We start from the raw sequence: 17,941 nt of genomic DNA, 5'->3' as shown, positions 1-17,941 counted from the left end.
TGCCTGCCGGGTTGGCGGGCTTAGCACCCAGTGGTGATGGTGACATACCGCTGGAGTACTAGTCCGATCATCTTTGCCGGCCGAACCAATACCCAAGTACTGTTCCCGCAATGCCGGTTATGGGTGCGATATACTGAGCGAATTCCTGAGGAGATACCCCAGCTGTACTCATGGCGTAGACCGGCATTAGGACAAGGGCTGCGACGACCAAGTAAAGCACGATGCCACGTGTTCGGTTGTCGGTATACTTGATCCTAGCCTCAAACTCCGCCCGCTTCAGGTCCAAATTGAACATCATTTCCCGGTGTTCTTGATCTGCCCTAGCTATACTTGCCTGGCGCTCTTGATCCGCCTTGGCGATATCCGCCTTCTGTTCGAGCTCCCGACGCTTGAGCTCAAACTCAGTTTCGGCTTGCTGTCTGCCTCGATCGATTAGGGCGCGAGCCTGCTTGCTCTCGTCTCGGCGCTGGCTCCAAGTGAGGAGAGTGTCGCTTGCGGCCCGGCCGGCGCCGGCGAGACTGGCAAGAAATTCACGGAATTCTGTATCGGCAAGTAGCTGGCGGAATCCGGCTTCTTCCATCGTAGACAACGGAGTGACCTCTTCGACCTGACCCGCCCCTGGGGACTCATCGGGGGCCGTGGTGCCATCCGGGCTGGAACTCATCGGGATGGCTGGGGAGTCAGGTTGCGACTCTGGAGGAGGCTCATGTTGGTCATTTTTTTCGATATCGTCCGTCATCTCAGCCACTTCCCTAATTCATTGGGCTGGGCGGTCGACGCGTCGTGTGTCCACGGCCTGAGCTTCTAAATTGGAGGAGGGCTGCTGCAATCCTCTGGGGGCTTCGAAGCATCTAGGTTATTCCCTGGGGTGCTTGATTGAGAATGGCAGGTGCTCCTCAGGATGGACGGTGTCGACCTGGAAGAAATGCTCAGGCACCAAATCAGCTCCTCTGGCGACTAGGTCAAATTCACTGGGGGAGGATCCTTCTCTGTCGAAACCGCCGACTTCTCCAGTAGCCCTCTTTGTGGCGTCGACGGCAACTCGGCACTGGTAGGGCCATGGGTGAGATAGGACCGCATACGGTGACAGACCACGCTGCCGCACTGGAGAAGGTGGTGCAGGCATCACAGCCGGGGTGCACCCGCTGGAGACCGGCGTGCGGGTGCTGATGGACGCCGGGTACCCAATCGAGGATGCCGCCGAAGAGGTGCGGCGCATCCAAGCCCGGTCATTCGACGCTGCGGCCAGGCTGGCTGACGCTACGGGTGACAACGGCCTGGTTCGGGACTACCTCGGGCTTCCCAAGCCTAGCCCGGAGATTCCAAGGCTGCCGCTCTATGCTGAGGTGGCTGAGTAGCGGCTTCCCGTGATCACGGGCCCAGGGCGCGAGCCGTCGGAAATCTTGGGACTCTTGAGTCATGGTCTCATTCCAAGGTCTGAGCGGCGCGCAGTGGTCGTACGATCCAAGGGCGCAGATCGGGGATCCCGGCGGGTTTGGGGAGGTATTCTGCGGTGCCAGCGCGGATGGTCTAGCGGTAGCCGTGAAGCGGGTCAAGCTGGTGTTGGGTAGCGAGGAAGAGCGGCGCCTCCGCGAGCGGGAGGTTGAGATCGACAAGCGGCTCGCCGTCACCCCTTCGGAGCATTTGATTCACCTGCTTGACATCGGGAGGGTAGATCAAGACCTGCTCCTGGTGATGCCTCTTGCGGCCCGTTCCCTGCGCGCAGCGATTCGGGCCGACAGTCTTGATCTTGAGGAGCGTATAGAGGCGATTCGCCAGGTCGCGCAAGGGCTGGTCGAGTTGGCCGCAGCCTCGGTAGTGCATCGAGATTTGAAGCCTGCGAATGTGCTGGAAGTTGATGGCGTATGGAAGCTGGCTGACTTTGGTATCGCTCGTGACCTCCTTGAGTCGACTGGTACGTATACGTGGGCTGGCGTGGGGACGTCGCCCTACAAGGCGCCAGAGCTTTGGCTGGGCGAACCTGCCGCCGTGAAAAGTGATTTGTACGCGTTAGGTATTCTGGCATTTGAAGTCTTGACCGGTGATCAGCCGTTCCGTGGAGCGGATGAAGCGGCGCTGAAGCGCGAGCACCTTCGGGAGGCGCCACCACCATTGCCTGACAGTGTTCCCGCTGCGATCGGTCGGCTGGTCTTGAGACTGCTTTCGAAGGAGCCCACAGGTCGACCGCAGGATGCGCGTGCCGTGATTGAGGCAATTGATGCTGGTGCGAGACGGCTACTTCCAGAACAAGAGCGGCTGCGAGAGGCTGCGTATGACGTGCAGCGGAAGTTCTCACAGGAGGATGCGGCTCGTGCCGCGCGGTCAGCCGCACAAGCACGTCAGGACGAGCACGTTGCACAGGGTCGGTCTGATCTTCGTCATCTTCTTGAAGATGCCGCAGAACTGGCGCGTGAAGCAGTGCCCGACGTGGAGTTCAGCATGTCGGAGGGCACGTGGAAGTTGCACCTTGGCCGAGCTCTGGTAGTAGGGGCCCTGTGGCCGCTAACTCGGGAGGTGCGGGCTGATGATCCACTCATTCTCATGGGTACTGTCTATGTCGCCCAGTCAGGCCAATATCCCACGTTTCACGGAAATCGGCTTCCAGCGGCAAATATCGTCTGCGAACTTATCGGGGAGAGGCTGCGATGGTCGCTACTTCGCTTCACTGCGACTGGGATGGCCCCCTACGCGTATGGCCCAACTGATCGTGCGCACGGTTTCGAGCCGGGTACCTTCGAAGCCCAGAGAGTCCACATGATTCATCCGGGTCCGCACGTCTGGCGGTTAGATCAGAAGCAGCTGACGCCTGAGGTGCTAGTTGAGCTCTTGTATGAGGCAATCAGCGACACGTGATTGTTGGGCATGGCTCCGGGTCAGCTCTTCGACTAGAGGAAGACGGGGCGAGGCAGGGCGTGGTTACACTGACCATTGGCGCGGGGGCGCTGCTTCGGAGGACGTCCGCATGGCCCACCACCCCCTGCCGCCTGTCGCGCCCGTTGGCGACCGCCGCGATGGACGCCCGATCTTCCCCATCCTCGGTGCCTCGCCTGACGACCCGTCGAACGAGCAGGACCCGACCGATCAGCCGCCGGCCGTGACGCAGGAGGCGCTGAGCAAGCTGCTCGCGCGCGAGAAGTCGCAGGGCGGCAGGGCGGCCCTCAAGAAGCTGGCCGGCGACCTCGGGTTCGCGGACACGGAGGCCCTGAGTGCCTACATCTCCGAGCGGCGTGCGGCCGACGACGCGGCGCTGACTGAGGTCCAGCGACGGGAGCAGGCTGCCGACCAGGCGCTTGCCGCCGCGAAGACGCGCGAGCAGGCAGCCGAGGCCGCTCTTTGCTCTGCTCGGCTGCGCGCTGCCCTCGCCGGGCAGGGCGCCACCGGTGACGACCTGGCGGACGCTGAGCGGCTGATCAGCCTGCCGGACGACGCCGACGACCAGGCCGTGTCGGACGCGGTCGCCGTACTGAAGGAGCGCCGCAAGGAGCTGTTCGGCCAGCCAGCCGCAGCGCCGCCCGCCCCCGGCGGTGCACCCGCCGGAGGCCCGCCCCCGCGGGGCGCTGGCGCGGCCACGCCCGGCTCGGTCGGACTGGCCATGGCCAAGCGGCGCGGCTACGTCACCGAGTAACTCGTCCTCCTGACCCGGCAGTTACCGGGACCGTCGGGACCACGCCCCTCCTTCGTGGACGGCACCACCGGCTGGTGAGTGCGAGACGTGCCATTCCGTCTTCCGTCCCGAGGAGGGGCTTTGACCATCCAGCCGATCAGCAGCTCGGCCAGCTACACGGCTGACCGCAGCTGGCTCGCGAGCCTGCACGGCACCGACAGCATCGAGACGATCACCCTCGATATGTCGAAGTTCAGCGCAGGCACCCACTACCAGGTGTCCACCGACACCACGCAGCCGTACAGCCGCGTCCTGTCCGGCGTGCCCGTCGGGAAGATCACCGCGTCCGGCCTGTACGGGCCGTTCAACCCGGCCGCCACCGACGGCACCCAGAACCTCGCCGGCCTCGTCTTCGCCGAGAGCCTGTTCGCCCCCGGCCAGCCGAGGGTGCCCGCCGCGCTGCTCTGGCACGGCGTGGTCAAGGCCGCCCGCGTGCCCGGCGGCATCGACACCACCAAGGTCACCGCCTCGGTGACCGGCCCGCAGATCCGCTTCATCTGAGAGGAGTTGACCGATGACCATCCAGGACCTCATCAAGGACGTGTCGGCTCACGACCTGACCGCCTTCGCCCGCGCCATCCCCAGCCCGCAGGACTTCCTCCTCACCCAGCAGGTGTTCCCGACGCTGGTCTCCCGCGAGGTGAAGTGGCGGATCAAGAACTCCGGCCGGTACGTCAGCACCGCGAAGTACCGCGCCTACGACGCGTCCGTGCCGTTCGCCGACCGCCAGGCGTGGGAGAACGCCCGCGAGGGCTTCCTTCCGCCCCTCGGCCAGAAGCTCGTGGTGGGCGAGCAGGAGCAGATCCTGCTGGAGCAGTCTCACGGCGCAGACCAGGACCGGCTGATCAACCTGCTGTACGACGACGTCGAGCGGCACGTCGAGGCGATCCGCTCCCGCCTGGAGCTCGCAGCTGGCGATGTCCTCCTGGACGGGAAGTTCACGCTGGCCGGTGAGAACGGACTGACGCTGGAGGTCGACTTCGGCGTGCCGGCGGGCAACATGCCGGTCGCACCGAAGCCGTGGTCCGATCCGACCAGCGATCCGATCGCCGACGAGCTCGCTTGGATCCAGTACCTGGACGACCTGGGCGCGCCCGAGCCGGAGATGGTGCTGACCTCCCGCAAGGCGTTCAGCTTCCTCGCGAAGAACAACAGCTACAGGGCCGCCTACTACGGCTCGGTGAATCCCTCCAACACCCCCACCGCGACCCTGACGCCCCAGCAGGTCAACACCGTCCGAGGCAACTACGGGCTCCCGCCGATCACCTTCTACAAGGCGCAGGTCCGGGTCGACGGAACCCCGACCAAGGTTCTGCCCGAGGACCGGTGGATCCTCCTGCCGCCGGACCGCACGAAATGGGGCCAGATGCAGTTCGGCATCACGGCCGAAGCCCTCGTTCTGTCGCGCGGCACCAACCCGGAGATCGACCGCGAGGACGCACCGGGCGTGATCATCACTCGAGGCGTGCAGGACGACCCGGTGCAGATCTGGACCAAGGGGTCGGCTGTCGGCATGCCCGTGCTGCACACCCCGGACGCCCACATCGTCGCGAAGGTCCTGTGATGGGCGCCCGCCTGGCCGCCGCGGTCCACCTCGACCACCCGGTCACCCACGAGCGGATCACCCTCCAGCCAGGAGATGAACCCGAGCCCAAGGTGGCCGCACTGATCACCCACCCCGACGCCTGGGAACCTGGCGGCGCGCTGGGGGAGCAGGAGCAGGGGGAGAGCACGGGCACTGCGGATGAGGAGCCTGCCGCCGATGCGTAGGTTCGTCCTGGACCGAGCGGTCGACGTATCCGGTGTCTCCGGCACCGGGCTGGTAGCCGAGGGCGTGCTCTTCAGCGCCGGAACCGCCGTGGTGCAGTGGCTCGGCGACCGGCCGTCCACGGTCGTGTGGCCGTCCCTGGAAATGGCCGAGTCCATCCACGGGCACGGCGGAGCCACCACTATCCGGTGGGTCGACCCCGAGTAGCCCGAATCAACGAGGCCCGGCACCCTGCGGTGCCGGGCTTCAGACACACCCGACAGGAGACACCCGTGGACGACACCGTTCGGGCCTGGCTGCTCGCCCAGCTCGGCCCCACCGACCTGACCGAACTCAGTGGCCGGTACGAGCGCCTGCGCAGCGCCCGCGCTGTCGCCCTGGAGGTGCTGTCCGAGCGCCGCGCGAGGCTGCTCGCCGAGCCGCTGCGCCTGGTGGTTGACGGTGTGGTCACCATGGACCAGACCGGCAACCTGACCGGCCTGGAGAGGCAGCTTGCCGGCATTCAGGCCAACCCCGGCCCGGACGATGCGGTGAACGGTGACACAGCGCCGCACCTGGCCGTCGCCGCCCTTGTGCCGACTCGCCGCGTTCGGTAGGCGGCCGTGCCCTACGACTGGCCGCCTCTGGTGCCCGGCGAGGCTGACCAGGTGGCCCGCCGAGTCGCCGCGGTCCTGGAGGACGCCTGGCAGCGCCTCAGCGCCCGCCAAGCCGCTGTGATCGCCGCCTTCGCCGACAACTGGCGGACGCCTCACGTCCTGGCAACTCTGGAGGAGTTCAAACAGGCGATCGAGGCTTTCCACAGGGCTGTGGACGACGAAGCGGTGCAGTTCGTCGGCCGCCAGCTGCCGCACCTGTACGAGCAGGGCGCGACGGCGGCTGCCTCAGTCTCCGGTAGCCGCTTTGTCTGGACACTGATCCACCGTGACGCCCTTCAGGCACTGGCCGCCGACTCCTACGGCGACTTCCTGCGTCGAAGCCAGGAGACTGGGCGGATGGCCGATGCCTTATACCGTGCTGCCCGCGCGGCCGCCCGACGCGAGGTCCCCCTTCTCGCGGCCGGGAACGTGACCGCGAGGCAGGCCGCCCGCGCGCTCGCCGACCGGCTGGCCGCCAGCAGCCACCTCGAGTACGTCATCTACCGCAACGGTGCCAGGGTGCCGGTCCGGGCTTGGGCCGAGGCCGCCACGCTTGCGAAAAGCGCGGTGGCCTACAACGCGGGCACTCTCAACCAGGCGCGGGAGAGCGGCGTCAAGTACGTCGAGGTCTTCGACGGGCCCGATTGCGGCTGGACGTCCCACACCGACCCGGATAAGGCGGCCCGGACGCTGCGCACCGTGGACGAGGCGGCCGAGTGGCCGATCTCTCATCCGCGGTGCCGCCGGGCATTCGGGCCGAGGCCTGCTATCGACTCGGAGTAGGTCGCAGGATCATGGCGTCGTACTCCGGGGATTCAGGAGCGTGCTTGATGCGCCCGCCGATCACCTCGTAGCCCCACCTGGGGTAGGCACTCCGGGCAGGCTCGTTGTCGAAGATGCACGTCAGTGCAGTCCACGGTTCTTCGCGGCCGGCGACCACCTCGTCATGCAGCTGTCGGCCGATCCCCTGGCCGGTGTACTTGGGGAGGACCATGAGCTCCCGGAGCCAGAAGACCTGGTCGGCCTCGGCCGCTGCGAGGACCTCCGCCGGCCTGGCCTCGCCGAGGCTGGTCCACCACGCCCGGTCGGCGGGAAGGGTGACCCCGTGCACGAGGCCCACCATCTCACCGGCCAGCCGAGCGGTGACGGTCTCGAAGCCGTTCATCTCCAGCGCGCCCTGGAGGCGCTCGGCGAAGGACTCGACGGAGAAGAACGGGTCGCCGATGTATGGGGGAACGTCGTAGACCACGGTGTAGACCGCCACGAGCTCATCGAGCACCTCCTTAGCTGCGGTACCCCGGTAGTGGTGCAGTTCAAGATCGGTCACGGGTAACTCTCCTTCGCATGAGTCAGGCGATGTTCGCGGTGAGAAGTTCTGCGGTGTGCCGCACCTCGGGGCTCTTGTGGAACGGGGCGAGGCTGTCCCGGACGAGTACGAGTTGTTGCCTGTTCCTGGTCGAAGTCATGCCTCCCTGGATGAGGCGCAGTGACTCCTGAGCAGCTGCCACTGTCCGATCGAGATCCCGGTCCTGCACGGCTGCGTAGGACAGGCGTGCCAGGCACATGCCCCGGTTCCGCGAGTGCTCAATGTCCTGGAGCGCGGAAGATCGTTCGAGCAGGCGTACCGACCGTTTGTGCTGCCCGAGGTCCAGGCGGCACATTCCCTCAAGGCACGTCAGCTCGGCTTCGTTGAGGAAACCCACCCAGTCCGGGTCGCGATCACTGGTGCCTCGGCCGAAGTGCTTCCAGGCACGCTTGATGGCGGTTGAGCAAGCCACCTCGTTGCCCATGTGCGCGTAGCCCTGGGCCTCGCGGATGGCCAGCAGTGCTGACACCCGGGCCGGGGCCTGCCACTCGGCGGCGTGACCCTGCGCGATCTGAGCGAATCGCACGGCCTCACGTGGCTTGCCCAGGTCGACGCTTTGTCTGGCCATGTTCGAGAGCGTCCGAGTGGCAAGGGTCGCGTTGCCTGCGAGCATCGCGGTGTTGAGGGCTTCGGAGAAGTAGACCCGTGCCTCGGCCTGCTGGTTCGCGTCGTAGCAGAACCAGCCCAGAGACGTTGTCAGTTCGCCAGCGAGACCCTGGAGCTCCTGTCCGACCGCATCGGTGTATGAGCCTTGGTCTATCAGGTGGTGAACCCACGAAAGGTGCGAGCGGGCAGACCGCCACAGCCGATCGCCGCCGAACCGCTGGTCGATGGCGTCGAGGTCGAGTGCTGTGGCGCGGAGGTCGTTGATCTCCTCGTGGCCGATCCGTAATTCTTGGTGGCCGGTCGGAGCGGAGTTGGTGGAGGACAGCCAGGGCAGGCCGAGAGCGGCGGCGCCGGCGGCGAGTGCTTCGCGACGGTTCACAGGCGGGATCATGACTTCTGAGTCGAGTGTTGGTCCACTCGGCTCGGCGCTGGAACCTCCTGGAAGCACGAAGCCCAGGTGCTCTGGCCCGCGGTTGAATGCGGCGCGTAGCGCCGTGGCGTAGTCGGGGCGAGGCCACGGGGGTGTGGGGGTCTCCCACCGCCGGTAAGTCCGGACACCGACCGTGAAGCTCTCGTCCTTGAGTGCGTCCTGACCTGCCAGGCTGATGCCTTCTGCGGCCTTCTCTTGGGAAAACCATCCCCGGGACACCCGTGCCGCATACAGGTGCTCGTTACCGGGCGCTCTCATCGTGACCCCCTGATGGCTCGTGAGATCTCCCACGGTAGAGGGATCGTGACGGGAAGTGGCCAGTTCACGGTGGGAACGTCATCGTCAGGGGGCCGTTGGGCCACTGAATGGCCGCTGAGTGGCCGCTTCGTGTCCTCGCCCGGCCGTCACCGGTCCGCAACCCTTAGGCCCTGCAAGCGAACCAGCCGGGGCGCGCCACGCCGCTCCTGACGATGGGAGCGACGCGCATGGTGGCCGTGAGACAGAGGCGGCAGTGTCTTCGGGTCTGGGAGATGACGTTTACCGCGTGGCCGGCCTCTGTCGGACTTGCTCGTCGTCAGGTGATGGCCCGGCTGGCCGATTGGGGACTTCAGGGCTCCAGAGCAGATGACCTGCTGATCATCTGCTCGGAGCTAGTGACGAACGCGATCGAACACGCCAGCGAGCCGGGGGGTGATGTCCAGGTTCGGCTACAGGAGGTCGACGGTGATTGCCGCCTCGAAGTGAGCGACCCGCGCCCGGACCTGCTGCCTCCCAGGCACCTCGTCGTGCGAGGTGAGAACGGCCGGGGCCTGCTACTGGTCCGGAGCCTGGCGGACGACATGGACGTGGCTACGACGAAGGGACGCAAGACGGTGTGGGCGAGGGTGCTGCTGCCCGCGGGCAGCGGCAGGCCGGAGGTGGCCGCGTGAAGGGCTTAGTGAGGAAGGCGCTGGGTCTGGGAGGTGGGCGTCGGCGGGCGCGGCCCGGAACCCGACCTCCAGGTCGGCCAGCGAGCAAGCCGCCAGCGAGTGCGCCCGCTGGCGGCCTGCCTCTCGGCCCTCCTTCCTCCAGACTCCGGACGCCAGAGCGGACGCGGACGGCCTTCTGGTGCCACGCGGTCGCCTACGGGTACGGTGCTGGTCGGCCGACCCTCTTTGGTTCGCAGCCCATGGCTGACGCTCGGCTGGCCGTTCGCTGGATGCAGATGCGCGTAACGCACCTCACCGAGCAGTTGGACCCTGATCACGCCGCCACGCCGGTCCTCTGGCTGACTGATCAGGATGGTCCGGAGATCGCGATGGACGCGCTTCGCTGGGGGGAGTCGTACTCGTTGGCTTTCTCGGACGACCAGGCGGTCTACGTGTTCACCGTGCAGCCTGGTACGGGTTCGGAGCCCGTGCTCCCAGGACGGGAGTCAGCGTGGCCGATGTAGTTCGGCGCGAAGCTGCGGCCGAGGTCCGCCTACGGGCCCAGTCCCTGCCAGGTGCGTACGAGTGGCCCGTTCCCACCACGACGACTGGCCTGCCGAGGTTCTGCCGGGCGCGGGCCGTGATGTACGTGGCGGCCGAACTCGACTGGTGGGGCGCCCTGGTGGAGGAGGATCCCGGCATCGGCGAGCTGGCCAGAGAGTGCAATGCCATGGCGCAGAGGGTGACTGATCGGCACGGCCACCGTCCTGAGGCTCTTGCCGCCAGCCAGCTTCTCGCGCGATGTGCCTCGTTCCTGGATTCAGCGGGCCGACTGCGCGGCGCTCTCCCGGCTGTGCAGCTTCAGCACCTTCGCGCAACATGCGCCGGGCTGGTCGTTGCACGGCTTCTTTTGACGGATGCCAATCCGGAAACCTTGTCCAACCGCCTCGCGGCTGCGCCGGCCGGTCCGTAGACCATCAGATGTCCCCGCCCCGATGCGTTCACCAGCAAGCTCGGCGCTCGCGTTGGCGGGTCTGAGGCGGGGCCGTCACTGGCCGTCGGCCTCACCCAGACGCCACCCCCGATCTGTGAAAGGCACACCGGCCGGGGGTGGCCCACCTTCCACCTCAACCCATCCCAGCAGCTCGAACGCCCAAGGAGGCATCGTGCTTGCGCCACCCATGTTCCCTTCGTTCGAACGGGCCTACATCGAGGTCCTGCGTCACGTCAGTGAGGACTACGAGTTCAGGAATGCCCCCCGTGGCAACACGAGCAGGGAGAGTCTGGGGCTCAGCTTCCAGCTGTCGGACCCCCGATCTCGGACCCCCTTCCTCAACTCGCGGAAGATCAACCCGATCTACCACTTCGCTGAGGCGCTGTGGTATCTCGGCGGGCGCAGCGACCTCGCCATGATCGGCTACTACGCACCGCGCCGGCACCGGGATTCCCACGATGGTGTGACCATCGACGGCTCGGCGTACGGCGCCCGGATCTTTCAGCAGCCCTACGAGCAAGCCGTGGAGCTACTGCAAGGAGAGAAGGACTCTAAGCGCGCGGTGCTCCCGGTGTTCCGCGCCGGAGAGCTGGCTGATCCGCAGAGCCCGGATGTGCCGTGCCTCCTCGCCCTACATCTGCTGCTCCGCGAAGGCCGCCTGCACATGGTCTGCTATATGCGGGCCAACGACGCGGACCGTGGGCTGATCGCCGACGTTTTCTCCTTCACGCTCATCCAGGAGTTCACCGCCTGCGTGCTCGGCGTCGACTTGGGCACCTACACCCACCACGTTGGGTCGATGCACATCGGTGAGCCCGACATGCCGCGCGTCGAGCAGGTCATCGCCGAAAGCATTGGGCGGAGGTCGGAGCTGCCGCGGTTCGCCCCGCCGGTGATGCCCACGGACACCGGGTGGCCGCAGATTCTCCAGGTCCTGGAACACGAGGAGGCGCTGCGTCTTAACCGGATCCAGTACACGCCCGAGGACATTGCCGTACTGGGGCTCGCCCCGTATTGGCAGCAGGTGGTCCTTCTGTTCGAGGTGCAGCGGCAGCTCGTCCACTGTGCGGCCGATCCCGTGGATCTGGCGCTGATCGCCGCGCTCTCCCCGGCGCTCCGCTGGCAGGTCACCCGCCGGTGGCCGGGACGCATGCCCGTGGAGGTGAGGCTGTGAAGCGGCGCCCTGCGCAGGCCGGCCAGGTCCTCGACGGCGTCGACTGGACCCGCTGGAGCGTGATCCTCCTCAAGCCCGACTGCGTGCGGCGGAACCTGACCGACACGGTGCTCAAGCGCATCGGAAGGTTCGCCGAGATCGTCCACACGCAGCTCGTAGTCGTCGAGGACTGGCAGGTCTTCGTCCACTACTGGGACATGCTTGTGGACCAGGATTGGTTCGACGTTGACGTGCCGGCGTGCCTGCGCCGCGCGTATGTGGGCCAGACGGTGATGGTGGCACTCGCCCGCGGTCCGGAGGGAATCGATACTCCAACCCGGCTGCGTGGCCTGCTCGGCCACTTCGATCCGGCCCAGGCCGCCAAGGGCACCATCCGCGCCGACTTCGGCGTGGACAGCCTTGAGGCAGCCCGCGCAGACCACCGCCTGATCGAGAACCTTGTGCACACCTCGGACGACGGCGCTGCGACGTGCCGCGACTTCGGAACATGGTTCGGCGCTGACCAGTTCGAGCGCCTGTTCCCGCGCGATGACACGGGCGCAGTCGGGCGCGCGCTCGTGCCGCAGCCCTCCCAGCCGACCTGACCGACAGCACGCAACGCGCTGGCACCACTTCACGACCCCACCCAGAGGAGACCGAAGACCGTGACCGCCGTCATCAGGGCCCGCCGGCCGCTCCCCATCCTGACCACCGAGCAGATCGCCACGCTCAAGCCGGAGCTGGCCGAGGTCATCGAGTACCGCAAGTCCGGCCTGTCGCTCAACCACATCATCGGCTGCCCGCTGGAATGCGGCTACTGCGTGCGGCACCTCTTCGACAACTTCGGCCTCAAGACGCCACGGGCGCTCATGAGCGACGAGGATGCCGTGCAGCTCCTCACCGGGCACCACTACTTCCGGGCGCACAAGACGCCGATCCAGCTGTTCAACCGGGCCACCGACCCGATGCTGCCCGTCGTCAAGCCGCACACCTTCAACGTCCTGCGGCTCCTGGACGAGCAGGGCCTGACCAACCACGTCTTGGTGATCACCAGGTGGCGGGTGACACCGGAGGACTGCGCGGTCCTCAACTCCTACCGCCACATCAAGCTGACCGTGCTGGTCACCCACTCCGGCATCGACCACCCCGGCATCGAGCCGGTGGACTCGGCGATCGCCGCCGCCAGCCTCAAGACGCTGTTCGAGCACGCCAAGACGTACCGGACCGTGCTGTACTGGCGGCCGATCGTGCCCGGTCTCAACGACTCGGACGCCCACATCGCACGCGCGCTGGAGCTGTCCCAGCACGCCCACGCCACCGTGTTCACCGGGCTGTTCTTCCGCGACGAGATCGCCGCGTACTACCGCGAGAACGGCCTGCCCGAGCCCTACCAGGACACCGCCCGGCGCAAGATCATGCCGGAGGAGTCCGAGCAGCGCATCCTCCGGGCGTTCCACCGGCCCGAGAACGCCGAACTGCCCTGGGGACCGCTCTTCCGCAAGACCAGCTGCGGTGTTGCCTACGCCCACGGAGAGGCGGACTACAACGGCCACTACGGCATCCGCGAGCTGTGCGACATCTGCCCCCTCGCGCAACTCAAGCTGTGCAAGGACGCCTGGCAGGCACCGGACTTGGCCACCGTCACCCGCGAGGCTCGTGCACTCGGCGCCGTCGGCGACATTGAGGTGACCGATCGCGCCATCATCGTGGAGGGCCTGAACGAACCGCCGCGCTACTCCCTCCAGCACGCGTTCGGCTACCAGGTCCACGACCGCACCAAGCCGCACCACTACCGCCGGCACGGCCGGGCCGACCTCGGGTGGCCCGCCCCTGCCGCCTAGGAGACCCGTGAACCTCAGCACCTGGCCCCGCCTGCTCGTAGTTGACGTTGAGGGCAACGGTGCCAACCCGCCCGACCTGGTCGAGATCGCCGTCGTCCCCATCGACGGCGGTCTCGTCCGGCCCGAGCAGATCAGGGCGACGCTGGTCCGCCCGCCGCAGCCCATCACCCGGTTCGCCACCGGCGTCCATCACCTCACCAACCAGGACGTGGCCAACGCGCCCACGTGGGACGGCATCGCGGCATCCGTCCAGGCCGACCTGGACGGGGTGTGGATCGCGGCGCACAACGCCAGCGTCGAGTACAGCGTCCTCACCCGGCACCTGCCCACCTGGCAGCCCGCCGGAGTGATCGACACCCTGCGCCTGGCCCGTGCGGCCCTGTCAGACGCCCCCGGTTACGGCCTGGACGCGCTGCTCCTCCACACCGGCCTGGACGTCAGCACCGTGCAGGGCAAGCGCCACCGCGCGGCCTACGACGCCCACGTGACCGCCCTGCTCCTCATGACCCTCGCAGACCACTACGCCACCTGGGACGACCTGATCCAGGTCGCCGTCCCGCCCAAGATGCCCGGAGCGCCCGCCGCCCCGGCTCCCGACCACGAGGAGCAAACCCTATGGTGAACCGACCTCCCGTCATGATCGGCTTCGCCGGTACCCACCACACCGGCAAGACGACCATCGCCCGCCGTGTCGAGATGGAGCTGCGCGCTGTCGGCCTCACGGTCACCCGAACCGGTGGCCTGGCCCGGCGCGCGGCCGAACTCGGCTTCCCCAAGATGCAGCGCCACACCGCCCACTCCACCGAGTGGATCATTGCCGCCAGCGCGGCCGCCGCCCTGGAGGCCAGCCACACCGCCGACGTGGTCCTCGTCGACCGCACTCCGCACGACGCCCTCGCCTACTACATCGCCGCCCAGCACCACCGCGGGGAGCAGCCCGAAGACGACGAGGTCCAGCCCTTGGCGGGCCTGGCCGACCTGCACGCCCGCCACCACGCCCTGCTACTCGCCACGGTTCTGGATCCGTCGATCCCGCTCGGTGAGCACCCCCGCAAGGACCCCGCCTACCTCGACACCGACTACCGGGCCGCCGTCGACCGCCACCTCCACGAGCTCCTGGCCGACAGGATGCTCCACCACATGCCCGTGCCCTCCACCGGCCACGACGCCGCAGTCCAGGCCGCCGTGACCGCCGCCCTCCAGGCGGCCGACGCATGAGCGGCAACCGCCCGGGCGGAACCATCACCATCGCGGGCAAGCAGGTCGCCCGGCTTGGCTTCGGCACCATGCGACTCACGGGCTCCGGAACGTGGGGAACCCCCGCCGACCAGACCACCGCGCTACGCCTCCTGCGTACCTGCGTCGCCGAGTTCGGCATCAACCACATCGACACCGCCGACGCCTACGGCCCCCACACCGTCGAAGAGCTCATCCGATGGGCCCTGCACCCCTACGACGACGACCTGCTGCTGGCCACCAAGGTCGGCATGGTCCGGCCCGCTCCGAACATCTGGAGCCCCCTAGGCCGACCCGACTACCTACGCGCAGCCGTGGAGGGATCTCTGCGCCGGCTGGCGACCGAACGCCTCGACCTCTGCTACCTCCACCGCATCGACCCCACCGTTCCCCTCGCCGACCAGGTCGCCGTACTCGACGCCCTCCGGGAGGAGGGCAAGATCGGAGCAATCGGCCTGTCCAAGGTCACGCCAAGGCAGATTGCCGAAGCCTCCACCTTCGTCCCGATCGCCGCTGTACAGAACGTCCTCAACATCGACGAGCCGGATGACCCCGCCGTGGCGTACTGCGCGCAGCACGGCATCCCCTACATCCCCTACCGACCCCTGAACGCTGGTCGGCATGCCGGGGACAGCGCGGGCAAGGCCCTGCGTTGGCTACTCGACCTCGGCGAGCACGTCGCCCCGATCCCAGGAACCAGCAACCCCGAACACCTGGCCGCTCTCGTCGCCGCAGTCACGGCTGATCACCCCGAAAGTGAGCAACGGTGATGCGGCTCGGGTTCAGCTTCTGGGGGTTCATCGGGCCCGGCATCACCGACACCCCGGACGGCGGCCGGTCCTGGCGCAAGACCCTCCTGAACGGACTTGCCACCAAGTTCCAGCTGACACTGCTCCAAGAGAACCGGGACCTGACCGAAGCGGCCGACGATCTGACCGGGCAATTCAGCTGGGATGCCGGGCTCCCGAACATCGACGCGCTGTTCCTGGAGTGGCGATGGCCGTTGCCCGGCCGCAATACCACCGCCTGCGGCAGCCCCGGACACACCTGCGACCTGCACCGCCAACAGGAACTCCTCGACCACTACACCCACAAGCTCGGCGTCCCCACCCTGATCTGGGACCTGGACCGCACGCTCGCCCCGAACGACCCGCTGCGCCGACACCCCGCCGTCCAGATCCTCGACGTAGCCCAACACCCGGCCGACGGTGCCCGAACGCTTCTCGTACCCGTCGCCGATCAAGCACTCGACCGCGCCGATCCCCGCGAGCTCGTGGCCGGGGAGCGCATTTGGCCACTCGTCTACGTCGGCAACCAGTACGGCCGCGACGCCGCGTTCGACCGCTACTTCGCGCCCGCCGCACGGATCCACCTGCACCAGGTCGTCGGGAAGTGGACTCACACGGAGGCATGGCCGCACGTCCACTTCGCCGGACGGAAGGGCTTCCCGGAGTCTCAGCGGGTCCACCGTCAAGCACTCACCACCGTGCTCCTGGCCCCAGAGCGATACGCCCGTACCGGAGCCATCAGCCAGCGCCTCTTCGAGGCTGTGCTGGCCGGATGCCTCCCATTCGGCCCAACGGAGATCCGCTCCATCGATCGATTCGTCCCGTCGGCGCTCCTGGTCTCCACCTCGGACGACGTCACCCGGCGGGTCGCCGATCTACGGGTCTCCTCGCTCGACTACAAGGCCGAGCTCCTTCACGACTGCATCCGCAGGCTCGATCCCTACCGCGCCTCCAAGCAGGTGGCCACAGTGGTCGACTGCCTGGAGACCGCACTCTGAGCAGCCGACCACAACCGAGTCCCGACCCTGTAGCGCCGAGCCGCACACTTCCAACCCCGAGAACGGACACCTGATGGCCGATCGCGTCCTCACCTCCACCGCCGCCGGCGTCTACATCCCTCGCACCGACGGCAAGGTCCTCCTGGTTCACCACGCCCGGTCCAACACGTGGGTAGTCCCTGGCGGGAAAGGCGAGAAGGAGACACCTTGGCAGTGTGCCGATCGTGAGGCCCGAGAGGAACTCGGCATCCCGGTTGCAATCGCGCGCCTGCTCACCGTCCACCACGTCACCGGCCGCAAGCCCCTGTACCGGGGAGCTGAGATGAACCCCGGCGCGTACCCGTGCCACATCTTCACCTTTCTCGGCAGCCTTCATCCCGGCGACGAGCACCAGATCAAGCTGCCAGCCGATGAGCTCCTTGCCTGGACCTGGTACGACCCTCAGGAGGCGGCGAACACGCCTGGCCTGATGGAAGAGACGAACGCCGCCAACCTCCTGGCCTGTCATAAGGCTTGGGCGGCAGGGGACGGCGGGGCCTACCTCGAGGACGGCCTTGCGCTGTAGCGCCTCCCCGTGGGCAGCAGTTCCCGTGGGCCGTCTACTCGCGGCCCACGGGAGTCTGACTCCGCTGTCCGCAAGGGTGTCGGACACCCTGCCTAGGCTCGAACCATGAGCACCCCCACCGACACTTCCGCTCAGAGCGGCATCCTGCCCAACTCCGTGATAGCCCTTGTTGAACGCAAGCTCCTGACCGACACCGTGCGCATCTTCCGGCCGGGGCCCATGGTCCTCGACCCCACAACGGGCCAGTACGTGCCTGGGCCGGACGTCATCGTGTACGAGGGCCCAGGGGCGCACCGGCCCGCAAGCGGCCCAGGGATCGTGCTGCGCCTGGAAGGACAGCCATACCGAGACGACGGTGACGCGCGCTACACCTTGTTCACACCGCTGTCAGCGCCCGTCGCAGCCATCGGCGACCGAGTGACGGTCGTCCACAGCGAGGACACGGCTGCCGTTGGGCGCGTCTGGAGGGTCCTCGACCCAGGTGAGACCGCCACCGTCGAAGTCGTGCGCGCGACCTGGATGCGTATCGACAAGGCGGGTGGGACGGCATGACCACTCCCGTTGACCTTGATGCCGTCCGCCAGCACCTGGAAAACACTGTGATGGTCGACCGCGTGCGGATCTCGCGCCCGACCGGGACTCCACAGCTGGATGTTGAGACCGGACTGTTGGGGCCGATTCCGGCTGACGTGGTCTGGGAGGGCAACGGGGCGGTGCTGTCCGCTCACGGACTGGCTGCGGTCGAGAACCTGGTTGGCGGCAAGTGGCTTGATGACACGGCTAGTTGGTACGGGCTCATCACGCCGCTGCATGCTCCCCTCCCGCAGCGCGGTGACCGTGTGGAGGTGGCAGTGTCGTCATCCAGTACCGGCGGGACGGCCGGTCGCGTGTGGCAGGCCCTCGATCCTGCCGAGGCGAGCACGGTCGAGGTTGCCCGCATCACCAGGCTCGATGAGATCACCCCGCCCTGACCTGCGCCGGGCCTGTCT

23 protein-coding genes are annotated in these 17,941 nt (G+C 67.3%); 20 read left to right on the top strand and 3 right to left on the bottom strand.

Features of this window, described 5'->3' with window-relative positions:
• Positions 1 to 67: 67 nt before the first annotated feature.
• Positions 68 to 748: a hypothetical protein gene (locus FB465_RS09755; RefSeq protein WP_145789499.1), complete on the bottom strand. Its 681-nt coding sequence runs from the start codon at positions 746 to 748 to the stop codon at positions 68 to 70.
• Between the two features lie 671 nt (positions 749 to 1,419).
• On the opposite strand from FB465_RS09755, the gene FB465_RS09750 reads away from it, so the two are divergent.
• The 8 genes from FB465_RS09750 (at position 1,420) to FB465_RS09715 (ending at position 6,850) form a co-directional block, all read left to right on the top strand.
• Positions 1,420 to 2,853 (top strand): serine/threonine-protein kinase, encoded by a 1,434-nt coding sequence (locus tag FB465_RS09750; protein ID WP_145789497.1) that lies wholly within the window; start codon positions 1,420 to 1,422, stop codon positions 2,851 to 2,853.
• A gap of 109 nt (positions 2,854 to 2,962) precedes the next feature.
• Positions 2,963 to 3,625 (top strand): hypothetical protein, encoded by a 663-nt coding sequence (locus tag FB465_RS09745; RefSeq protein WP_145789495.1) that lies wholly within the window; start codon positions 2,963 to 2,965, stop codon positions 3,623 to 3,625.
• A gap of 120 nt (positions 3,626 to 3,745) precedes the next feature.
• Complete coding sequence (locus FB465_RS09740; RefSeq protein ID WP_145789494.1) at positions 3,746 to 4,165, top strand: head decoration protein; 420 nt, start codon at positions 3,746 to 3,748, stop codon at positions 4,163 to 4,165.
• A 13-nt stretch (positions 4,166 to 4,178) separates the two neighbouring features.
• Positions 4,179 to 5,228 (top strand): major capsid protein, encoded by a 1,050-nt coding sequence (locus tag FB465_RS09735; protein ID WP_145789492.1) that lies wholly within the window; start codon positions 4,179 to 4,181, stop codon positions 5,226 to 5,228.
• Positions 5,228 to 5,434: a hypothetical protein gene (locus FB465_RS09730; protein WP_145789490.1), complete on the top strand. Its 207-nt coding sequence runs from the start codon at positions 5,228 to 5,230 to the stop codon at positions 5,432 to 5,434. Before FB465_RS09735 ends, FB465_RS09730 begins: the two co-directional genes overlap by 1 nt.
• Complete coding sequence (locus FB465_RS09725) at positions 5,427 to 5,639, top strand: hypothetical protein (protein ID WP_246192594.1); 213 nt, start codon at positions 5,427 to 5,429, stop codon at positions 5,637 to 5,639. Before FB465_RS09730 ends, FB465_RS09725 begins: the two co-directional genes overlap by 8 nt.
• A gap of 65 nt (positions 5,640 to 5,704) precedes the next feature.
• On the top strand, positions 5,705 to 6,028 hold the full coding sequence (locus tag FB465_RS09720) for a hypothetical protein (RefSeq protein ID WP_145789488.1): 324 nt from the start codon (positions 5,705 to 5,707) through the stop codon (positions 6,026 to 6,028).
• 51 nt (positions 6,029 to 6,079) lie between these two features.
• On the top strand, positions 6,080 to 6,850 hold the full coding sequence (locus FB465_RS09715) for a phage minor capsid protein (RefSeq protein ID WP_246192593.1): 771 nt from the start codon (positions 6,080 to 6,082) through the stop codon (positions 6,848 to 6,850).
• Here the strand turns inward: FB465_RS09715 and FB465_RS09710 are convergent.
• Both FB465_RS09710 and FB465_RS09705 read right to left on the bottom strand, forming a co-directional pair.
• Positions 6,834 to 7,394 (bottom strand): GNAT family N-acetyltransferase, encoded by a 561-nt coding sequence (locus FB465_RS09710; protein WP_145789484.1) that lies wholly within the window; start codon positions 7,392 to 7,394, stop codon positions 6,834 to 6,836. The two genes, FB465_RS09715 and FB465_RS09710, sit on opposite strands and share 17 nt — an antisense overlap.
• Positions 7,395 to 7,416: 22 nt before the next feature.
• The gene (locus FB465_RS09705; protein ID WP_484140824.1) at positions 7,417 to 8,727 is read right to left on the bottom strand and encodes an NsdA family TPR-like regulatory protein; all 1,311 of its coding nucleotides are present in this window, start codon (positions 8,725 to 8,727) and stop codon (positions 7,417 to 7,419) included.
• Between the two features lie 272 nt (positions 8,728 to 8,999).
• On the opposite strand from FB465_RS09705, the gene FB465_RS09700 reads away from it, so the two are divergent.
• The 12 genes from FB465_RS09700 to FB465_RS09645 all read left to right on the top strand — a co-directional run bounded on the left by FB465_RS09700 (position 9,000) and on the right by FB465_RS09645 (position 17,923).
• Complete coding sequence (locus FB465_RS09700; RefSeq protein ID WP_170290538.1) at positions 9,000 to 9,398, top strand: ATP-binding protein; 399 nt, start codon at positions 9,000 to 9,002, stop codon at positions 9,396 to 9,398.
• Between the two features lie 628 nt (positions 9,399 to 10,026).
• A complete protein-coding gene (locus FB465_RS09695) occupies positions 10,027 to 10,350 on the top strand; it encodes a hypothetical protein (protein WP_145789479.1) in 324 nt (107 codons plus the stop codon).
• 193 nt (positions 10,351 to 10,543) lie between these two features.
• On the top strand, positions 10,544 to 11,545 hold the full coding sequence (locus FB465_RS09690; protein WP_246192592.1) for a thymidylate synthase: 1,002 nt from the start codon (positions 10,544 to 10,546) through the stop codon (positions 11,543 to 11,545).
• Complete coding sequence (locus FB465_RS09685; RefSeq protein WP_170290537.1) at positions 11,542 to 12,129, top strand: nucleoside-diphosphate kinase; 588 nt, start codon at positions 11,542 to 11,544, stop codon at positions 12,127 to 12,129. Before FB465_RS09690 ends, FB465_RS09685 begins: the two co-directional genes overlap by 4 nt.
• Positions 12,130 to 12,189: 60 nt before the next feature.
• On the top strand, positions 12,190 to 13,365 hold the full coding sequence (locus FB465_RS09680; protein ID WP_246192591.1) for a radical SAM protein: 1,176 nt from the start codon (positions 12,190 to 12,192) through the stop codon (positions 13,363 to 13,365).
• 7 nt (positions 13,366 to 13,372) lie between these two features.
• Positions 13,373 to 13,987 carry a 3'-5' exonuclease gene (locus tag FB465_RS09675; RefSeq protein ID WP_145789476.1) on the top strand — a complete coding sequence of 205 codons (615 nt, stop codon included), beginning with the start codon at positions 13,373 to 13,375 and terminating at the stop codon, positions 13,985 to 13,987.
• Positions 13,981 to 14,583, top strand: coding sequence for a P-loop NTPase family protein (locus tag FB465_RS09670; RefSeq protein WP_145789474.1), 603 nt, complete (start codon positions 13,981 to 13,983; stop codon positions 14,581 to 14,583). Before FB465_RS09675 ends, FB465_RS09670 begins: the two co-directional genes overlap by 7 nt.
• Positions 14,580 to 15,371 carry an aldo/keto reductase gene (locus FB465_RS09665; protein WP_145789472.1) on the top strand — a complete coding sequence of 264 codons (792 nt, stop codon included), beginning with the start codon at positions 14,580 to 14,582 and terminating at the stop codon, positions 15,369 to 15,371. The genes FB465_RS09670 and FB465_RS09665 overlap by 4 nt, the downstream gene beginning before the upstream one ends.
• A complete protein-coding gene (locus FB465_RS09660) occupies positions 15,371 to 16,387 on the top strand; it encodes a hypothetical protein (protein ID WP_145789470.1) in 1,017 nt (338 codons plus the stop codon). Before FB465_RS09665 ends, FB465_RS09660 begins: the two co-directional genes overlap by 1 nt.
• A 73-nt stretch (positions 16,388 to 16,460) precedes the next feature.
• A complete protein-coding gene (locus tag FB465_RS09655) occupies positions 16,461 to 16,952 on the top strand; it encodes an NUDIX domain-containing protein (protein WP_145789468.1) in 492 nt (163 codons plus the stop codon).
• 105 nt (positions 16,953 to 17,057) lie between these two features.
• Positions 17,058 to 17,504, top strand: a complete 447-nt coding sequence (locus FB465_RS09650) for a DUF6093 family protein (RefSeq protein ID WP_145789467.1) — start codon at positions 17,058 to 17,060, stop codon at positions 17,502 to 17,504.
• Positions 17,501 to 17,923, top strand: a complete 423-nt coding sequence (locus FB465_RS09645; RefSeq protein ID WP_145789465.1) for a DUF6093 family protein — start codon at positions 17,501 to 17,503, stop codon at positions 17,921 to 17,923. Before FB465_RS09650 ends, FB465_RS09645 begins: the two co-directional genes overlap by 4 nt.
• Positions 17,924 to 17,941 lie beyond the last annotated feature (18 nt).

Source organism: Kitasatospora atroaurantiaca (assembly GCF_007828955.1).
Taxonomy (GTDB): Bacteria; Actinomycetota; Actinomycetes; order Streptomycetales; family Streptomycetaceae; genus Kitasatospora; species Kitasatospora atroaurantiaca.
The sequence above is the reverse complement of the archived record's forward strand: the minus strand, read 5'-3'. Positions and strand labels throughout refer to the sequence as shown.

Bases quoted from the DNA above. Each gene is read 5' to 3' on its own strand.
- FB465_RS09750 (WP_145789497.1), top strand. From the start codon at position 1,420: ATGGTCTCATTCCAAGGTCTGAGCGGCGCGCAGTGGTCGTACGATCCA.
- FB465_RS09745 (WP_145789495.1), top strand. From the start codon at position 2,963: ATGGCCCACCACCCCCTGCCGCCTGTCGCGCCCGTTGGCGACCGCCGC.
- FB465_RS09735 (WP_145789492.1), top strand. From the start codon at position 4,179: ATGACCATCCAGGACCTCATCAAGGACGTGTCGGCTCACGACCTGACC.
- FB465_RS09730 (WP_145789490.1), top strand. From the start codon at position 5,228: ATGGGCGCCCGCCTGGCCGCCGCGGTCCACCTCGACCACCCGGTCACC.
- FB465_RS09725 (WP_246192594.1), top strand. From the start codon at position 5,427: ATGCGTAGGTTCGTCCTGGACCGAGCGGTCGACGTATCCGGTGTCTCC.
- FB465_RS09705 (WP_484140824.1), bottom strand. From the start codon at position 8,727: ATGAGAGCGCCCGGTAACGAGCACCTGTATGCGGCACGGGTGTCCCGG.
- FB465_RS09700 (WP_170290538.1), top strand. From the start codon at position 9,000: ATGACGTTTACCGCGTGGCCGGCCTCTGTCGGACTTGCTCGTCGTCAG.
- FB465_RS09670 (WP_145789474.1), top strand. From the start codon at position 13,981: ATGGTGAACCGACCTCCCGTCATGATCGGCTTCGCCGGTACCCACCAC.
- FB465_RS09665 (WP_145789472.1), top strand. From the start codon at position 14,580: ATGAGCGGCAACCGCCCGGGCGGAACCATCACCATCGCGGGCAAGCAG.
- FB465_RS09660 (WP_145789470.1), top strand. From the start codon at position 15,371: ATGCGGCTCGGGTTCAGCTTCTGGGGGTTCATCGGGCCCGGCATCACC.
- FB465_RS09655 (WP_145789468.1), top strand. From the start codon at position 16,461: ATGGCCGATCGCGTCCTCACCTCCACCGCCGCCGGCGTCTACATCCCT.
- FB465_RS09650 (WP_145789467.1), top strand. From the start codon at position 17,058: ATGAGCACCCCCACCGACACTTCCGCTCAGAGCGGCATCCTGCCCAAC.
- FB465_RS09645 (WP_145789465.1), top strand. From the start codon at position 17,501: ATGACCACTCCCGTTGACCTTGATGCCGTCCGCCAGCACCTGGAAAAC.